The following is a 17,248-nucleotide window of genomic DNA, read 5'->3' as shown; positions in this document are numbered from 1 at the left end:
TTGTTTTCGCTGTATCTTTGATACCCACGATTTCAACTTCTTCACCTACTTTAACGATACCAGTTTCTACACGGCCAGTTACAACTGTACCACGACCAGAAATAGAGAATACGTCTTCGATTGGCATCAAGAATGCTTGATCGATTGCACGTACTGGCTCTGGAATGTAAGAGTCAAGTGCTTCAACAAGAGCAACAACAGCGTCTTCGCCATATTGACCTGATTCACCGTTAAGTGCTGCAAGAGCAGAACCACGGATTACTGGAGTGTCATCGCCTGGGAAGTCGTAAGTAGAAAGAAGTTCACGAACTTCCATTTCAACTAATTCGATTAACTCTTCGTCGTCTACGATATCGCATTTGTTTAAGAATACGATGATGTAAGGTACACCTACCTGACGAGAAAGAAGGATGTGTTCACGAGTTTGTGGCATTGGACCATCAGTCGCTGAACAAACAAGGATCGCACCGTCCATCTGAGCAGCACCAGTGATCATGTTTTTAACATAGTCGGCGTGACCTGGGCAGTCAACGTGAGCGTAGTGACGAGTTGGAGAATCGTATTCTACGTGAGAAGTGTTAATTGTAATACCACGTGCTTTTTCTTCTGGAGCAGAGTCGATTGCAGCGTAATCTTTCGCTTCACCACCGAATTTCTTCGCACATACAGTTGCAATTGCAGCTGTTAAAGTTGTTTTACCATGGTCAACGTGACCGATTGTGCCCACGTTAACGTGTGGCTTATTACGTTCAAACTTAGCCTTAGCCATGTTTATTTTCCTCGTTTACGTCGAACACAATCTGAGTAATACCCAGCCTCGACATATCGCCTAAAAAACTAGACACCTAATACTTAAAAAGCAGACTAAATAGCCTGCTTTCTTTAAATCTCATGCAACCAAGTTGCTAAACTGTATCTGGAGCTCTTATCGAGATTTGAACTCGAGACCTCTCCCTTACCAAGGGAGTGCTCTACCACTGAGCTATAAGAGCGATCATCTTCGATGATGGAGCGGGAGACGAGGATCGAACTCGCGACATGCAGCTTGGAAGGCTGCCGCTCTACCAACTGAGCTACTCCCGCACATTGTTGGTAATGTACCACTTCATTCGAAGTTAATGGTGGTGGGAGAAGGATTCGAACCTTCGAAGCTTACGCGGCAGAGTTACAGTCTGCTCCCTTTGACCGCTCGGGAATCCCACCAATATCACACTTATTGCAGTGCTCGTTCTTTACTTCACATCTCGAATTCTCTAAGATGGTGCCGGCACACGGATTCGAACTGTGGACCTACTGATTACAAGTCAGTTGCTCTACCAACTGAGCTATGCCGGCGTTTCTTAGTGTTTCGTACGTTTCGTATCGGAACGGTGTGCAGTTTAGCAAAACTTGAAATCCGTGCAAGTGTTTTTTTTAAAAAAACCGTCAAAAACTCACAAAATCAATCCGTTTGACGATAATTCAACCGCTTTGATCACTGCGCGAGCTTTTATTTGGGTTTCATTCCACTCAGATTCAGGATTTGAGTCGGCAACAAGGCCTGCGCCAGCCTGCACATAGACCTTATTTTCACGAATAACACAGGTCCGAATCGCAATCGACATGTCCATTTCGCCATGCCAGCCTAAATAACCAACAGCACCACCAAAAATTCCACGTTTTACTGGCTCAACTTCGTCAATAATTTCCATGGCACGGATTTTTGGTGCCCCAGAAAGTGTGCCTGCCGGGAAAGTTGCCTTAAAAACATCCAAGGCATCAACATCATCACGCACTTCACCCTGCACATTGGACACAATATGCATGACATGCGAATAACGTTCGATCACCATTTGATCAGTCACCTGCACTTTGCCAATTTTTGAGACGCGACCAACATCATTACGACCCAAGTCAATCAGCATTAAATGCTCAGCAATCTCTTTTTCATCAGAAAGTAAATCTTTTTCCAAGGCCAGATCTTCTTCTTTGGTTTTACCACGTGGACGTGTGCCAGCGAGTGGACGCACGGTGGCAATACCATTTTCCAGACGTGACAGAATTTCCGGCGATGACCCAACAATATGGAATGGGGTGTCATTGTCCAAGGTGCGCCCTTGCACCAGGAACAGATATGGTGATGGATTAAGGTGACGTAAAGCGCGATAGACCTGTAACGGCTCACCATCAAAGTCAGACACCATACGATGTCCCGGCACCACTTGCATGACATCACCAGCACGGATGTATTCTTTAACCTTCTCAACCGAAGCAATAAAGTTGTCATGCCCAGTTAAAGATTCAAAATGCGGTGCCATATGAGTCTGTGCTTGCAGATTCACCGGTGTCGCCAGCAACTGCTCCAGCGCATCCAGTTGTGCCTGTGCTTTCTGATAGGCATCAGCATCTTTGCTATCGGCATGCACAATCAGGAATAAGGTATCTTTTAAGTTGTCAAACACGATCACGGTTTTAGACAGCATCATCCAGATATCTGGCAGGCCCACCGGATCAGCATCTGGAACATTGTTCAGGCGCGGTTCGATATAACGCACCGCGTCATAGCCAAAGTAACCGACCAGTCCACCAGTAAAGCTTGGCAACGCCGGTAAATCGGCCTGTGTTGGCACTTTAAACTGGGCCTGGAAATCACGGATAAACTGGAAAGGATCACTACACGGCTGCTGTAGCAGTTCGCCATTGGTCTGCTGAATGGTCAACTGCCCTTCATTGCAAGAAAATACGGTCGACTCGCCCAGACCAATAATCGAATAGCGCGCCCAGTTTTCACCGCCTTCGACAGATTCAAACAGATAGGCCTGTTCATGCTCTTTTAAACGCGCAAACACAGACAATGGGGTTTCGGTATCGGCGAGACGCTGACGGTAGACAGGAATCAGGTTATAGCCGGCAGCTTGCAGTTGTTGATATTGGGCTTGAGTGGTCATGTTGAATCTCTTTCATTTTCGCGGGGTCATAGGAAGGTTGCTGGTAGGTGCTGACTTAGTGACGCCATCGAAAAACTACACAATCACTCATTGCGGTGTCCTTTTACATCTATTCTTACATTAGGAAGCTAATAATTCTGTCAGATTATCCACCACTTGCTGCGGCTGACAATCATAAATACTCTCGCCATGATTATAGCCATAGCTGACTACAATACAATCAATACCGGCACGACGTGCGGCTTCCACATCATTGGAAGAGTCGCCAATCATCAACACTTGGGATTTTTCTACCCCAAAGGTCTCAACACAGTGCAATAACTGGCGTGGATGCGGTTTACGTTCGCTAAACCGATCACCACCAATCACATCAACAAAATAATGGCTCATGTCCAGTGCATCTAAAATGGCGCGTGATGGCAGCTCGGGCTTGTTGGTGACACAGATCATTTTTTTCTGCTGCTGTTTGCCCCATTCCAGAAACTCCAGAATTCCGGCAAAAGGCTGGGTATCCAGACAAGGATCGGCATTGTAAATTCCTAGGAAAGTTTCCAGCAGCTGCTGATGCTGATCGGGATGCACCTCTCCGGTTAAATGCAGCAAGGTGCTGTGACAAAATACCGAGGTGCCTTTGCCAATCCAGGTGCGTACCTGTGCTTCGGTGACCATGGGCAGCTGCAAGGCATTCAGGCTCATATTCATGGCACGATACAGATCGGTGGCTGAATCGACCAGCGTGCCGTCCAGGTCAAATAAAATCAGCTCACGGGTGTCAAGTTTGGCCACAGACATTTTGGTCCTCTCAAAAAATAAAGGCATGCCAAAGCATGCCTCGATTGTATGCTGTGTCGCGGTTTATTTAAACAACAGCCAGGCAATAATTGCCAGGATCACCAGCACAATAATAGTCATCAGGCCAACAGAGGCATTTTTCTGCTGCTCTTTTTCCTGCTCAACGCGTGATACAGGCTGCTCAACCGGTACCGGTTGTGGCTCTGGGGTGGCCGCGCTTAAATCGGTCCCTTCAGGAATTGGTGCCGGTTTTGGCACACCGACATTGGTTGGCATGCCATCACGTGTCAGTTGCACCGATGCATCACGCTCTTTCAGCTCAGGCATACCCTGATCATTCATCTGCTGTGCCGGCGTTTTCACTGCTACAGTTTCTGTCGGCTCGGCTGCAGTAGCGGTTTCCACCACATCCAGCTCAGGAATCTGTTCTACTTCGGTGCCTGCAGGCGCAAGCGGCTCATCCGGCAACAGTTCCGGTTTGGCTGGTGCCAGGACTGAAAATTTAAAGCTGGCGAACTGGACAATATCACCTTCATGCAACGGAGTTTCCTGCTCAATCCGCAGGTCATTCACAAAGGTGCCATTGGATGAATTTAAGTCTTGTACCCACAGGTCTTCAGCTTTCAGTACCAACGCAGCATGTTTGCGTGATACTTCAGCCGACTGCAGCACCACATCAGCTTCCTGATGACGCCCCACCAGCATGTCACGATCAACACTAATTTCCTGCCCGGTAAATTCACCCGTAATTGCTTGTAATTTCCAAGTCATAGCGAACTTCTCTTTAAATTTTTGCCCATCATAACATGCTCAAAACCAGATTCCATGTCCGCTCTGTTAAGAGCGCGGTCTTAAGGTGGTCGTGGTGGTGGTATTGGTAGTATTGCTGACTTGCGGGCTTAAGGTCTGACGCTGCAGCGCCGGTTCTACCGCAACGGGCGTGGTCACCACAGCCGCCCCCGACTGTGCCGCAGGGGTCGCGGATGGCACCTGCTGATAACGGGTTTGATTTAGTGGAGTTTTAGACACTGGCACCCGCTGCTGATAGATATCTTCCACCCGCTCCGGCAGTTTGGCAAAATTACCATCCTGATCCAGTGCCAGTTGCAAGCTATACAGCTGACTATAACGCTGCTGCGAAATCCGGCGGATATCATTCTGATCTCCAACAATGGTCGGGTGAATAAAGATCAGCAGATTACGCTTCTGATTGGACTTACCATCGGAACGGAATAAACGTCCCAGTCCTGGAATGGCACCCAACCCCGGCACGGCCTGGCGAGAATAGGCAGTGTTATCTGAAATAAGACCACCCAAGACAATAGTCTGACCATGCTCGGCCAGAATTGAGGTTTTAATTGCGCGTTTGCTGGTGACCAAGTCCTGCGCCTGACCTTTGCTGGATTTAACCCCAGAAACTTCCTGTTCCACTTCCAGACGCACTGTGCCATTTTCGCCAATGTGCGGCACCACTTTTAGGGTGACCCCGACGTCCTTACGCTCAATGGTGGTATAGGGATTGACGGTACCATTTCCGGTACTGACCGAACCAGTGACAAACGGCACGTTCTCACCAACCACGATATAGGCTTCTTCATTGTCCATGGTGACAATAGATGGGGTCGACAACAGATTGGATTTGGTGGTTTCTTTTAAAGCTTGAATCAGCGCGCCATACAAACGGCGTGAACCATCACTGCCTTCCTGATAATCCCCCAACACCAGTGAGGTACCCGCGCCAATCGCGCCACCCGCACCCGCTGCACCTCCAGTTAAATAACCGGCGGCAATATTTTTCAGGCTAGACCCCAAGTTATCAAAATTGATCAGGCCAATGCCACTGCTTAAATCACCCAGGGCCCATTGCACGCCAAGCTGATCGGCATCGGTGCCTTCTACTTCAATAATCGCGGCTTCAATGAGAACCTGTTGACGGCGTGTATCCAGCTGCTGAATCGCAGACTCAATTTCGCGCATCAGCTGTGGATCAGCTTTGACCACCAGGGCATTCTGGCTACTATCGGCAATAATACTGACGCCATTGCCATTAAAGCTGGTGATCTGGCTCTGCTGATCAAAACCGTTATTCAGGGTAATACTTGGCGAGGTACTGCCTGTGCTATTGCTGGATGTGCTGTTACTGCTGTTATTGACCAGACTGCTAACGCTATTGTTACTGCTATTTTTCGTATTGGAAGATGAGCTGCTGACCGCCTGCCCCGATACCAGCCCTTGCAGAATTTCCGCCAGGCTTTGCGCACTGGCATATTTTAAGCGGAAGACTTTTAAGCCACCAAGACGGTCGGCCGCCGGCACATCCATCATTTCAATCATCTGACGGATGCGCTTGCGGGTGGCAGTATCGCCTTTAATGATAATGCGATTGGTCCGGTTATCCGCCACAATTCGCACCCGCGAACCTTTGAGATCTTTGGCATTGCCGGTCGAACTCATTGACTCCAATAGCCCGATCACTTCTTCGGCCTGACTGGACTGTAGCGAGATGGCTTCAATATCATTTTGGCCGGTGCCATCCAAATTACGGATGATATTTTCCAGCTGATAGATATTGCTGGCCCGGTCCGAAACAATCAGGGCATTGGTGCCGGCCACCGCAGACAGGTGGGCAAATTGCGGCATTAAAGGCCGTAAAGCCGGAATCATGTCATTGGCATTGGTATTTTCCAGCCAGATGACCCGGGTCACAATCTGGTCGCCGCGCGCATTCTGGCGTGCATCAAACGGAATTCCGGAGCTTTTGACATTGTTATCTGGCACCAGCTTGATGGTATTGCCCGAGGGAATAGCCACTACCCCATTAACATTGAGCACGCCCAGAAACAGGTCATAGACTTCATTGCGGTTCAACGGCTTGTTGGAAATGACCGTGACATTGCCGCGCACCCGCGGATCAACCGCGAAGTTCTTACCGGTAATATCGGCCACTTCATTAATAAATGCAGTCAGGTCAGCATCACGTAAATTAATTTTCCAGGTTTGTGCATAGCTCGCCGTACTTACCATAGCCACCAGAGGTGCGCCGACCACCAATGCCCAAAGCGGACGCTCATGATTTAATAAAGCCATAATCTACCGTGTTTCCTAACCCTATAAGGTGACAAATCCGTCACTTAAAATCTTGTTGTACCGTGATGACCTGGTCACCACGCTGAACTTCCAGTCTGACCTGACCGTCCTGTCTTGCCTGCTCCAGCAATTGGGCTTCATTTTGCCCTTGTCCGACAGTCTGACCATTTAAGGATAAAATCCGGTCGCCTGGTTGTAATCCCAATCTGCTTCTGAGTGCCGCCGGTGTCCGTGCGGTAATTTCATAGCCCTGACCATTGCCACTATTCACGCCCATATCCTGTAAATAGCGTTCCCGGTCTTGCTGAATCTTTTGCACTGCCTGACCAATCGCATTTTGCGCAGTTGTTGCCGGTGCCGGATTTCTGTTGGGTGCAGCTGGGCTTTGTGTCGGCACAATCGGCTGATTCAGCCCGTTTTCAATGCCTTTAAACTCTATCTCACGGGTGGCGCCACTGCTATGACGCAAAACCACCCGATCCCAGTACACTTCAGCCAACTGATAACCACTGCCTTCAATCACATCGCCGACGCGATAGCGCTCTGCCACCTCATTGACTTTGAGCACGGCAGAAGAAAACTGGTTGGGATAACCGACCATCACGCCTTGTAATTGAAGGTTCAGATTGTCTTCGGCCTGCGTACGCTGGCTCGCTTCATGAAACAAGGCAAAACTGCTGATATTCGGTACACGCAGCTGCTGCGAACCCAGTTCGACCCGGCCCAGTTGCATCGCTTGAGGTGGCGCCAGTAATAGCCAGAACAGACTGGCCAGCTTCCAGCATAAATACAGAATCAGCAGCGCCAGCAATACCGGTGCGACACGATCGGCCTGTTTCAACTGGAGAGTCTGCAACTGTTCCCAGATTTTCTGCATCAGAAGCCTCCCTTGAACAGCGGCTGGCGGGTACTGATTACATAGGTATCGGCACCAGCCTTGCCTTCATAAGAAGGAACATGCATCAATAAACGCTGGGTCAGCTGCACATCCAGCATCATCTCCTGATCCAGACTCAGGTTTATCATTTTCTGGTCACGTGCATCACGCACATCAATTTTCAGTTTACCGCTTTCATCCGACAGTGTGCCTTTCAGCGTGGGCACGGTCATGCGCTCTTGACGCTGGGCAAACTGATACACCAGCTCCCCGCCGGCCCAGTTCAGCTGGCCTTGTGCCTGGGCAAACCCTTGCTGCTTGTTATAGTTCAGATCGATATTTTGTAATTGAATCGGATTGGTCGGCCATTGCCAGTCGACCAGGGTTTTTAAAGTTTCTGGCGCAACACGGCCGTGTACAGCGTTCAGCATGAAGGTCCCAAAACGGTAACCCATCACGCCTTTTAGTTCGGTATGACCACTATGGATTTCAACATCGGCTGCCACTTTCAGCAATAACAGGTCTAAAGGACGCGTATTCCAGCTTAAGCTGCCACGCAACTGTCCCTTGTGCCAATCTGCCTGCCCCTGCCAGATGTTGCCACTGACATTATGTAAACTCTGATTGTTTTTATAAAACTTTGAAATTAACCAAGCTGCAGGAATCTGTAATAACACAAAAATTAAAAAAGCAATGATGGCGAAAATCCACCACGTGATGTATCTCGGTTTCTTTATCATTCCACCACGACCAACCTATCTAATGCATTCATGAACAAATTGTTATTTTCATGCACACATTATGCACACTTTTTTTACAACACCAACGGATACACATAAAAAAACCAAGCAGTTCTGCTTGGTTTCGACACTCTAGTGCGCTTAGATGACAATCTGATGAAGTTTAGATCAAGAAGTCTTCAAGCTTGGCACCTTTTTCCAGTTCTGCCACTAACCAGCGCGGTTGCTTACCACGACCTGTCCAGGTTTCATTGGCATTGGCTTTATTACGATAACGCGGCTCTACCGATTTACGTACATTCTTTTTACGTTTAGACGCACCAAACTCAAGAATCTGTTCAATGCTTAAACCCGCATTTTCAGCAATTGCCAAAATCTGATTATATGCATCTTCAACTGCCTGGTCCTTTTTCGATGCAATTAATGCTTCCGCTTCTTCCTGCAAGCGCTTTAATTGTTCTACAGACAAATTACTAATATCGGGCATCATATTTACTCCACAAGTATGCTTTTATATTAATTTACTTCAATTGCATTAATACATCATATTTTTATCTGAATTAAGTTTCAATCATTATTTGAAATGAAAAACAATTATTAACAGAGATAAATAATCTATTTATTCGGGATTAGAATTAATCCAGATAATGCCCCACACTATTTTCCAAAGCCAAAATATGCTGCCGAATCGACTCGGGTAATGGCATTTTCTGCATACTTTCAGAATTCACACAAACCATGATGGCTTCTGCACTCGCGACTACAGCCTGTTGCTGCTCGCTCCATAATATATAATGCATGCGAAAAGCACTATTTCGGATTTCCTCAACCCGTACACCTATTTTTAAGGTATCCGGATAAAATACCGGACGCATATATTTGCACTGATTTGATGCCACTACCGTCGAAAAGGATTGCTGCATCATTCTGATCTGATCCATATAATGAATGCGGGCACTTTCAATATAGCGGTAATACATCACATTATTGACATGACCGAGCGCATCCATATCGCCCCATGCCACCACTTGTTGATGAATTACTGGATAATCGGTTAATTGCATGCGACTTTACCTAGATTTTAATTTTCATGAAATGACTATTATTTTCAAACACCAGATTTAACTGCTGCTGTAAATGCGGTTGATCTTTTAATGCCGATTTAATTCTTAAATAGTTCATTAAAATATGTTCCGGATATAAATCCAGAAGCTGTGCTGCATCGTCATGACGACCGGTAGCTTCCAATATATGCCATTTGGCAAAACTCAATACCGGTAAAGCAGGATATTGCTGTTCCCACTGATTCAGATAATCTTCAATCTTGAGATAATCCGGTACCGGTTTTAACAGCTGCTGCTGGAACCATAAATAGAACACATCCTGATGAAACTGTTCAGACAGTAAATGCACCGCCAGATGCTCCTGCTGCTCTCCCATATCGCTTAAGCGTACCAGCACTTTTAACCACAGCACTTTAATCGCATACGGCTGGGTAAATATCTGCCCTGACAGATTGCAATAACGCTGTTTTAAATCCTGCAATGCTTCCGGTGTGGCCTGCTCAAAATGCTGCAAGATTTGCTCAAGCCATAACTGCTTACTGTCCAGCCCTAAATGTCCATATTGGGTCGCACGCAAATATAACCATGGATACTGCAGCGCAAACTCCCCCCACAGTGCGGTTAAGCGCTGCTCATAGGCTTGTTTGACATCTTTGAGCCACGGCGACAGTTGATGGCCATTTAAAAATTCCAGATGGGTCAGGGCTTTTTCCGGTTGCTGCTGCGCCAGATAAATTTCAATACGCTGCAACTCGGCCAGCTCAAAGGCCATGACATTACTCTGGTTTAACATCTGCAAGGCCACCGGATAATCCTGCTGCATCAGCGACAGGCGTGAATGAATCACGGCTTTTAATAAACCAGACTGGTTAAATACCTGACGGATAAAGGCGTCCTGCTCACGCGCGGCATCCAGCAGCCAGATTACTGCCATTTGCTCATAAGGATGTAAATGCTGGAAATCAAACACCGCTGCCTGCTTACGCTGTTCACGGCTTAAATAACGCTTTAGCATCGCCCAGATCAGCTGCACCACCAGACTGATCAGCATCAATAAAATTAAAAGCACCCAGATATTGGTCTGTAGCTGCCAGTCACGCCAATACAGGTAAACATAGCCCGCGCCATAGCCATAACTGAATACACTGAGCAAGGCCACCAGCACTAACGTGACCAAAACATAGGCCAGAACAATCTGCTTCATGATCATTCATCCAATAAGGTGCGGCTGGTCAGCACCGGCACAGGAATCACGGTCAGGCTCTGAATTTCCGCCAATTCAGCGCTTAACTGCTGCGCCCCCCGATCCGGCAGCAGCTGTAACAGATGAAAAATTTCAGTCAGCTCCTGCTGATAATTCAGATATTGGCCTTGTCCTAATAACTGACGTGCCAGTAATAAACGCAACTGCGCTTCTTTTAACAGCAATTGACGCTGACTAAGTACAGTCGCTGGCTGCTCGGCGGCTTCCAGTTTCAACCACTTATGCCAGAAGGCCGGATTGGCCTCTTGCGCCGGCTGCAGTTGTGGCTGCTGGATTTCCTGACGCAACAGCTGATCCAGCTGCTGTAGAGCCTGAGTGACCTGCTGCTGCTGGGCACTGCGCTGTGCCGCAAATTGCTGGATCAGCTGCCGGTCTTTGCTCAGGGTTTGATGCAGGCTTTCGGCCAAGGCCGGTGACAAAGCCCACTGATTCAGCTGAACATCCAGTACTGCCAACTTTTCCAGTGCATACGGATATTGCGCCTGCTTTAAGGCAAATTCGATCAGTTCCAGCTGCTGTTGAAGCATCTGCTGCGGCGTGATCGTGGTCTGGCTGATCTGCACTGTAGTATTAGTTGCAGGCGCACTTGAAGATGCTGACGGTGAAGGATTGCTACTCTGGCGCTGCAAAGCCACTAGCTGGTCATTGAGATTGGCGCGGCTTTTTTCCGCCTGATGCATACTCTGAGACAATTCGGACTGCTGCGCCGTTATTTTAAATACGTCATAGCTCAGCTTTAACATCCAGGCCAAGCCGATGATCAATAATAAAATAAGTAGCTTCTTCATGCGTGTCCTGATTTAAGCTCAATCTGCTGCAGTATTGTTTCTGTTTTTAAATTCGTCAACTTGATCAGTTGAAAACGGGTGTGATGCTGTTGTTGATAATCCATCAACAGCGCTTCCAGGCGGTCACCCAGCACCAGATAACGTCCCCGGTTCAATAATTCTTTTTGCGCTTGACTCAGCCGCAACCAGTTTAACCAGCTGGCCTCACTGCTAATCAGCATCCAATAGTCCCGGTGCTGCTGCAGTTGTGGCAATAGCGCGGGCATCTGCTGAATGGACGCGGCCGGACACTGACGCTGATATAAAATAAAATTCAGAATCTGCATTCCGGCCTGTTGCAGGCTGTCCATCATAAACTGACGACCGCCTTCACCGCGCCAGAAGGCAATACATGAACCGGCCGCCAGGGATTTTAATAAAGGCAGTTCCAGCATCCCTTCCGAGGTTTCAACCTCCGGCACGGCGCTCGAAATTCCGTATTCTGCCAGTACCTGCGCCGTTTTTTCACCAACCGCAATCCACTGTAAATGTTGTAATTGATCGAGATGAATACCGCTTTGCGCCAGATACTCCATCCCGATGTGTACCGCGGTCGGGCTGACCACCACAATCCGCTGCGCCTGCAGTAATTGCTGGTACAGCTGTGCCAATGCATCGGACCAGGGACAGGCCTGTAATTCCAGCAGAGGCAGCTCAATCACCGACCAGGCCTGTTGCCTTAAAGCCTGTGACAAGGTACAGGCACGATCGGCCGGGCGGGTATTAATAAACAGCATCTTAATATAAGGCTTTTAGCAGCTCACCTGCCCCTTGTGCCAACAAGTTCTGTGCCAGTTGTTCACCCAGCTGTTCGGCCTGCTCGGGTGCGGCACTGAGCTGTGCGCTTAACAAGGTCTGGCCATCGACACTGCCCACCCGGCCTTCCATCGACAGCTGGCCATCTTTTAAAGTGGCATAACCGGCAATCGGCACCTGACAGCCACCTTCCAGATAAGCATTAAACGCACGTTCTGCGCGTACACAGACATTGGTTTCATCATCCATCAACGGCAAAATCAGCTCGAGTACGGCCTGATCATTAGTCCGGCATTCCAGCCCCAAAGCGCCCTGACCCACGGCCGGCAAACTCACTTCAGGCGCGAGCGTATGACGAATCCGCTCACTAAGGCCCAAACGCTTCAGGCCGGCACTGGCCAGAATAATCGCATCATATTGACCTGCATCCAGCTTGGACAGACGGGTACCAACGTTACCGCGCAAATCAATAATCTCCAGGTCAGGGCGTGCTTTTAAAATCTGGCATTTACGGCGCAAACTGGACGTTCCGACTTTGGCACCCTGCGGCAAGTCCTGAAAGCTGGCATAAGTATTGGACACAAAGGCATCCAGCGGATCTTCACGCTCGCAAATCACCGCCAGGCTTAAGCCTTCTGGTAGCGCCATTGGCACATCTTTCATGGAATGCACAGCAAGGTCAGCACGACCATCTAGCAAAGCTGCTTCTAATTCTTTGACAAACAGTCCCTTGCCCCCAATTTTGGCTAAGGGGGTATCGAGAATTTTATCACCCTGGGTCACAAAGGTGACCAACTCCACGTTTAGACCGGCATGTAAGGCTTCTAAACGCGCACGAATGTGTTCCGCCTGCCATAATGCCAGCGGGCTTTGTCGAGTTGCAATTTTCAGGGTGTTCATCATGTCAGTGAAAGCAAATAAAAGGATTCCCTTAAACTTAACCTGATCGCTTGAAAATGCAAGTCAATTTGCACCCTGAGATGGCGAAAAAGCCATTTCAGCCGGTGCTTACAGTTTCTGAATACGTTCTCTTAAGGTCGGTAAATGACGACGGCTTACTGCCAGACGTTCTTCCAGTTCACGACAACGCACCTGATATTGACCGGTATTAATCACTTCCAGTCCTTCAAGATAATGAATCGAGACCAGTGCATTGCGATGAATCCGAATAAACTGATCGGCAAATTCATGCTCCAGGTCTTTTAAGGTTTCGTCAATCAGCACGCTGCCATTTTTATGGCGCACGGTGACATATTTTTGATCTGCTAAAAAATAATAAATATTTTCTACAGGCACCAGTTCAACACCACGATAAGTTTTCGCCGTGATCTGGTGGCGTTTTATATTCAATTCTTCCATATTTTCTTTTTGTTTTATGTGACTCAGCTGGGCTTGCGTGAGTTTGGTTAAGTGATCTAAAACCTGCTGCAATTCCTGTTGCATGACCGGTTTTAATAAATACCCTTCTGCCTGCGATTTAAATGCATCAAGTGCATGCTCATCATAGGCGGTACAAAAGACAATTGCCGGCATGGGGTCAAGCTCGCGCAAATGCTGGGCGCAGCTTAGTCCATCCATTTCTGGCATCTGAATATCTAATAACACGACATCTGGCTGATGTTCATCTGCTAGCTCAATGGCCTGCTCACCATGACTGGCGGTTGCCACCACCTGATGTCCAAGTTGAGTCACCAAGCGGGCCAAACGCTCAGTTGCAAGAGGTTCATCATCACAGATCAGAACATCCATTTATCCCTCCTTTACGTTAAATCATTTATTTTTATAGCTTAACGTGAATTTTTTTTATTTATATGGATACTGTACCACGGTGGTATACATGCCCTCCCCTGCATACGTTTGAAAGACCACCTTTCTTCCATAAAAGGCGCGTAGACGCTGTTGCACATTTTGAATTGCAATACCATGTCCTTGTCGTAAATTCATTTTAGCGTTTACGTAAGGATTTGTAATGACGATATTGACTTGATTTTCCAAAATTTCTACCAATACGCTAATGGTACTCGGTCTGGATATTTTTTCAACACCATGAAAAATACTATTTTCCAGTAAAGGTTGTAAAGTTAATAAGGGAATTTGTACCTGACTGAGCAGTTGCGGTTGTTCAATTTTCCATTCCACCTGCAAGCGTTCACCCAGACGAATCTGCTCAATCTCCAGATAACGCTGGCATAATTCAACTTCTTCCTGCAGCTTGACCAGCTTGACTTCCTGTAAACTGGCACGAAACAGACGTGACAGATTGAGCAGCATCTGCTCGGCTTTTTCAGGATCAATCGCAATCAGGCTAATGACATTATTTAAACTGTTGAATAAAAAATGCGGATGGATACGCGCTTGCAAGGCATGCACCTTGGCCTTTAGAGCACTTTGCTCGCGCAGATAATTCTGTTCGCGCAAATATAAATAGCGAAAACAGAATGCTCCCAGCAAGATGCCATAACTTAAATGCAAATCCAGCCCGCCCCCCAGCTCGGCTGCAGTCAAGTCACGCAGATGAAAATTCTGGCCAAAATGCGTCAGCAGATTCAGGCTTAAAGTGGTCACCAGTACAATTAGCTGTAGCAATAAAAAACCAAAACCGAGCGAAAAGCCCAGACTCATCCGGCCCAAACGTCTTTGAAAATATTCAATAAAGGCAGTAAAGGCCAGCAGCACCCAGTTAATATACAGCACATATTGCAGCAGCCTTGAGCCGGTTAATGCCTGCCAGCCCTGCGCTTCAGCCAGTGCCAGCACCATGGCCAATACATTGCTGGCAATAAATAATTCAATTAGATGTTGCCAACGCCCTATTTTCGTAAAAAAATAACTGTAATTTTTTTCATCAGCCGTATCTGCAAAAGATGATCTCACCTGCCCTTCGGCAAGTGATTCCGAATTTGTTATACTCGTTTTCAAATTACTGCTTTTTATTCTATTGAGCCGACATGACCACATCTTCTAATTCCTCAAATCCGTCACAAACCCAGACTTCGGGTATGTGGGGCGGTCGTTTCTCTGAAGCTACTGACGCATTTGTTGCTGAATTTACAGCATCTGTCCAATTTGACCAACGCTTTTATAAACAAGATATTGCCGGTTCAATCGCCCATGCAACCATGTTGGCCAAAGTTGGCGTGCTGACTGCACAGGAACGTGACGACATCATCAACGGCTTAAACACCATTAAAGCCGAAATTGAAGCGGGTCAGTTTGAATGGCGTATTGACCTTGAAGATGTGCACATGAACATCGAATCACGCCTGACCCAGCGTATTGGCATTACCGGTAAAAAACTGCACACCGGCCGTAGCCGTAACGACCAGGTGGCGACTGATATCCGTCTGTATGTGCGTGATGAAATTGATGCCATTTTAGAATTATTGAAAAAACTACAAACTGGTATTCTAAGCCTGGCGGCAAAAAACACTGACACGATTATGCCGGGCTTCACCCATTTACAAACTGCTCAACCTGTGACTTTTGGTCACCACCTTATGGCCTGGTTTGAAATGCTGGTACGTGACTCTGAGCGCTTAATTGACTGCCGTAAACGTGTGAACCGTATGCCACTCGGTTCAGCTGCACTGGCAGGTACAACCTATCCAATCGACCGCGCCTATACCGCAGAATTACTGGGCTTTGATGCCGTGGCTGAAAACTCTTTAGATGCAGTATCTGACCGTGATTTCGGGATTGAATTTAACGCTGCGGCATCGTTAATCATGATGCACCTGTCACGTATGTCGGAAGAACTGATTCTGTGGACCTCAGCCCAGTTTAAATTTGTGAATATTCCTGACCGTTTCTGTACCGGTTCATCGATCATGCCGCAAAAGAAAAACCCGGATGTCCCTGAACTGGTTCGCGGTAAAACCGGCCGTGTTTATGGCGACTTAATGAGCCTGTTGACCCTGATGAAAGGTCAACCACTGGCCTATAACAAAGACAACCAGGAAGACAAAGAGCCTCTGTTTGATGCAATTGATACTGTACGTGGTTCACTGATGGCGTTTGCTGACATGATTCCGGCGTTGGTGCCTAATATTGCAGAAATGCGTGAAGCGGCACTGCGTGGTTTCTCAACTGCAACCGACCTTGCGGATTACCTGGTGAAAAATGGCGTGGCTTTCCGTGATGCCCATGAAATTGTTGGTAAAGCGGTCGCACTGGGCGTACAGGAAGGCAAAGACCTGTCTGAACTGACCCTGGAACAGCTGCAGCAGTTCTCTGACCTGATTCAGGCCGATGTATTTGAAAAAGCCCTGACTCTGGAAGCTTCAGTGAATGCACGTAACCATATTGGGGGGACTGCTCCGGCACAAGTCGCTGCTGCGATTGAACGCGCCCACGCCCGTTTAGAGCAACTTTACGCTTAATCTTAAATTCGGAGTATGGATATGTCTCGACAAGTATTTTGCCGTAAGTATCAACAAGAAATGGAAGGCTTGGACTTTGCCCCGTTCCCGGGTGCCAAAGGTCAGGAATTATTTGATACCGTGTCTAAACAGGCCTGGAACGAATGGCTGAAACATCAGACCACGCTGATCAATGAAAAGCGTTTAAATGTGTTTGAAGCAGATGCGAAAAAGTTTCTGGAAGAACAGCGCGAAAAATTCTTCAATAATGACGAAACCTTAGAAAAAGCCGAAGGGCTAAAGCCTGAGTAAAACTTAAAGCGCTGCTTTAAGTTTTACGCAAGACAAGGACGAAGTCCGCGTAGGCTTTCATGCAAAAAGAATCTCCATTTTTGGGGATTCTTTTTTATGCACGGTTGTAAAAATTACCTCTGTACACGACAAAAATAGATAACTCATTGAAATAATGTCACAATAATTGTTTTCTAACGACGAATACTATGACACATCTCAATGAGTTATATCTTATCTTAAACAAATCTCTAAAATGGAACAA

The 17,248-nt window shown here is 47.4% G+C and carries 17 protein-coding genes and 4 tRNA genes; 2 read left to right on the top strand and 19 right to left on the bottom strand.

All coding sequences use genetic code 11. From position 1 onward, the window contains the following. The 19 genes from FTU67_RS13560 to FTU67_RS13470 form a co-directional block, all read right to left on the bottom strand. The coding region (locus FTU67_RS13560; protein ID WP_180061888.1) for an elongation factor Tu at nucleotides 1-769 on the bottom strand (769 nt) is incomplete at its 3' end. Between the two features lie 148 nt (nucleotides 770-917). Next, nucleotides 918-992, bottom strand: a tRNA-Thr gene (locus FTU67_RS13555). Between the two features lie 15 nt (nucleotides 993-1,007). Then, nucleotides 1,008-1,083: transfer RNA gene (locus FTU67_RS13550), tRNA-Gly, on the bottom strand. 36 nt (nucleotides 1,084-1,119) lie between these two features. Next, nucleotides 1,120-1,203, bottom strand: a tRNA-Tyr gene (locus FTU67_RS13545). 56 nt (nucleotides 1,204-1,259) lie between these two features. Continuing rightward, nucleotides 1,260-1,335 (bottom strand) — tRNA-Thr (locus FTU67_RS13540). 98 nt (nucleotides 1,336-1,433) lie between these two features. Continuing rightward, nucleotides 1,434-2,927 carry an anthranilate synthase component I gene (gene trpE / locus FTU67_RS13535; RefSeq protein ID WP_180061887.1) on the bottom strand — a complete coding sequence of 498 codons (1,494 nt, stop codon included), beginning with the start codon at nucleotides 2,925-2,927 and terminating at the stop codon, nucleotides 1,434-1,436. 120 nt (nucleotides 2,928-3,047) lie between these two features. Continuing rightward, nucleotides 3,048-3,719: a phosphoglycolate phosphatase gene (gene gph / locus FTU67_RS13530; protein WP_005181670.1), complete on the bottom strand. Its 672-nt coding sequence runs from the start codon at nucleotides 3,717-3,719 to the stop codon at nucleotides 3,048-3,050. Nucleotides 3,720-3,782: 63 nt separating this feature from the next. Then, on the bottom strand, nucleotides 3,783-4,490 hold the full coding sequence (locus FTU67_RS13525) for an FHA domain-containing protein (protein ID WP_180061886.1): 708 nt from the start codon (nucleotides 4,488-4,490) through the stop codon (nucleotides 3,783-3,785). Nucleotides 4,491-4,556: 66 nt separating this feature from the next. Beyond that, the gene (gene gspD, locus FTU67_RS13520; protein WP_168400152.1) at nucleotides 4,557-6,806 is read right to left on the bottom strand and encodes a type II secretion system secretin GspD; all 2,250 of its coding nucleotides are present in this window, start codon (nucleotides 6,804-6,806) and stop codon (nucleotides 4,557-4,559) included. A gap of 40 nt (nucleotides 6,807-6,846) precedes the next feature. Then, nucleotides 6,847-7,683 (bottom strand): type II secretion system protein N, encoded by an 837-nt coding sequence (locus FTU67_RS13515; protein WP_180061885.1) that lies wholly within the window; start codon nucleotides 7,681-7,683, stop codon nucleotides 6,847-6,849. Further along, nucleotides 7,683-8,423: a type II secretion system protein N gene (gspN, locus tag FTU67_RS13510; protein WP_005181650.1), complete on the bottom strand. Its 741-nt coding sequence runs from the start codon at nucleotides 8,421-8,423 to the stop codon at nucleotides 7,683-7,685. The genes FTU67_RS13515 and gspN overlap by 1 nt, the downstream gene beginning before the upstream one ends. 163 nt (nucleotides 8,424-8,586) lie before the next feature. Next, nucleotides 8,587-8,913, bottom strand: coding sequence for an H-NS family nucleoid-associated regulatory protein (locus FTU67_RS13505; RefSeq protein ID WP_005181647.1), 327 nt, complete (start codon nucleotides 8,911-8,913; stop codon nucleotides 8,587-8,589). A 145-nt stretch (nucleotides 8,914-9,058) separates the two neighbouring features. After that, the gene (locus tag FTU67_RS13500; RefSeq protein ID WP_005181644.1) at nucleotides 9,059-9,487 is read right to left on the bottom strand and encodes a thioesterase family protein; all 429 of its coding nucleotides are present in this window, start codon (nucleotides 9,485-9,487) and stop codon (nucleotides 9,059-9,061) included. Between the two features lie 10 nt (nucleotides 9,488-9,497). Continuing rightward, nucleotides 9,498-10,691, bottom strand: coding sequence for a heme biosynthesis protein HemY (locus FTU67_RS13495; RefSeq protein WP_180061884.1), 1,194 nt, complete (start codon nucleotides 10,689-10,691; stop codon nucleotides 9,498-9,500). Between the two features lie 2 nt (nucleotides 10,692-10,693). Continuing rightward, the gene (locus tag FTU67_RS13490; RefSeq protein WP_005181639.1) at nucleotides 10,694-11,539 is read right to left on the bottom strand and encodes a hypothetical protein; all 846 of its coding nucleotides are present in this window, start codon (nucleotides 11,537-11,539) and stop codon (nucleotides 10,694-10,696) included. Next, nucleotides 11,536-12,315 carry a uroporphyrinogen-III synthase gene (locus tag FTU67_RS13485; RefSeq protein ID WP_075167812.1) on the bottom strand — a complete coding sequence of 260 codons (780 nt, stop codon included), beginning with the start codon at nucleotides 12,313-12,315 and terminating at the stop codon, nucleotides 11,536-11,538. The genes FTU67_RS13490 and FTU67_RS13485 overlap by 4 nt, the downstream gene beginning before the upstream one ends. A 1-nt stretch (nucleotide 12,316) precedes the next feature. After that, on the bottom strand, nucleotides 12,317-13,234 hold the full coding sequence (gene hemC, locus FTU67_RS13480; RefSeq protein ID WP_034598116.1) for a hydroxymethylbilane synthase: 918 nt from the start codon (nucleotides 13,232-13,234) through the stop codon (nucleotides 12,317-12,319). A gap of 108 nt (nucleotides 13,235-13,342) precedes the next feature. Further along, on the bottom strand, nucleotides 13,343-14,083 hold the full coding sequence (locus FTU67_RS13475) for a LytTR family DNA-binding domain-containing protein (protein WP_005181633.1): 741 nt from the start codon (nucleotides 14,081-14,083) through the stop codon (nucleotides 13,343-13,345). A gap of 54 nt (nucleotides 14,084-14,137) precedes the next feature. Beyond that, nucleotides 14,138-15,292, bottom strand: coding sequence for a sensor histidine kinase (locus FTU67_RS13470; RefSeq protein ID WP_104989206.1), 1,155 nt, complete (start codon nucleotides 15,290-15,292; stop codon nucleotides 14,138-14,140). On the opposite strand from FTU67_RS13470, the gene argH reads away from it, so the two are divergent. Next, complete coding sequence (gene argH, locus FTU67_RS13465; RefSeq protein ID WP_171065096.1) at nucleotides 15,283-16,713, top strand: argininosuccinate lyase; 1,431 nt, start codon at nucleotides 15,283-15,285, stop codon at nucleotides 16,711-16,713. The two genes, FTU67_RS13470 and argH, sit on opposite strands and share 10 nt — an antisense overlap. 21 nt (nucleotides 16,714-16,734) lie before the next feature. Further along, nucleotides 16,735-17,004: an oxidative damage protection protein gene (locus tag FTU67_RS13460; protein WP_005181625.1), complete on the top strand. Its 270-nt coding sequence runs from the start codon at nucleotides 16,735-16,737 to the stop codon at nucleotides 17,002-17,004. The last annotated feature ends 244 nt before the right edge of the window (nucleotides 17,005-17,248 follow it).

Origin of the sequence: Acinetobacter sp. YH12132 (assembly GCF_013418645.1) — a bacterium.
Lineage (GTDB): Bacteria > Pseudomonadota > Gammaproteobacteria > Pseudomonadales > Moraxellaceae > Acinetobacter > Acinetobacter indicus.
Note: the sequence above shows the minus strand (reverse complement) of the source record. Positions and strands in the feature narration are given on the sequence as shown.

Coding starts and splice junctions, on each gene's coding strand:
- argH (WP_171065096.1), top strand. CDS start 15,283: ATGACCACATCTTCTAATTCCTCAAATCCGTCACAAACCCAGACTTCG.
- FTU67_RS13460 (WP_005181625.1), top strand. CDS start 16,735: ATGTCTCGACAAGTATTTTGCCGTAAGTATCAACAAGAAATGGAAGGC.
- FTU67_RS13490 (WP_005181639.1), bottom strand. CDS start 11,539: ATGAAGAAGCTACTTATTTTATTATTGATCATCGGCTTGGCCTGGATG.
- FTU67_RS13525 (WP_180061886.1), bottom strand. CDS start 4,490: ATGACTTGGAAATTACAAGCAATTACGGGTGAATTTACCGGGCAGGAA.
- FTU67_RS13470 (WP_104989206.1), bottom strand. CDS start 15,292: ATGTGGTCATGTCGGCTCAATAGAATAAAAAGCAGTAATTTGAAAACG.
- FTU67_RS13475 (WP_005181633.1), bottom strand. CDS start 14,083: ATGGATGTTCTGATCTGTGATGATGAACCTCTTGCAACTGAGCGTTTG.
- FTU67_RS13500 (WP_005181644.1), bottom strand. CDS start 9,487: ATGCAATTAACCGATTATCCAGTAATTCATCAACAAGTGGTGGCATGG.
- gph (WP_005181670.1), bottom strand. CDS start 3,719: ATGTCTGTGGCCAAACTTGACACCCGTGAGCTGATTTTATTTGACCTG.
- FTU67_RS13505 (WP_005181647.1), bottom strand. CDS start 8,913: ATGATGCCCGATATTAGTAATTTGTCTGTAGAACAATTAAAGCGCTTG.
- hemC (WP_034598116.1), bottom strand. CDS start 13,234: ATGAACACCCTGAAAATTGCAACTCGACAAAGCCCGCTGGCATTATGG.
- gspN (WP_005181650.1), bottom strand. CDS start 8,423: ATGATAAAGAAACCGAGATACATCACGTGGTGGATTTTCGCCATCATT.
- FTU67_RS13495 (WP_180061884.1), bottom strand. CDS start 10,691: ATGAAGCAGATTGTTCTGGCCTATGTTTTGGTCACGTTAGTGCTGGTG.
- FTU67_RS13515 (WP_180061885.1), bottom strand. CDS start 7,683: ATGCAGAAAATCTGGGAACAGTTGCAGACTCTCCAGTTGAAACAGGCC.
- trpE (WP_180061887.1), bottom strand. CDS start 2,927: ATGACCACTCAAGCCCAATATCAACAACTGCAAGCTGCCGGCTATAAC.
- FTU67_RS13485 (WP_075167812.1), bottom strand. CDS start 12,315: ATGCTGTTTATTAATACCCGCCCGGCCGATCGTGCCTGTACCTTGTCA.
- gspD (WP_168400152.1), bottom strand. CDS start 6,806: ATGGCTTTATTAAATCATGAGCGTCCGCTTTGGGCATTGGTGGTCGGC.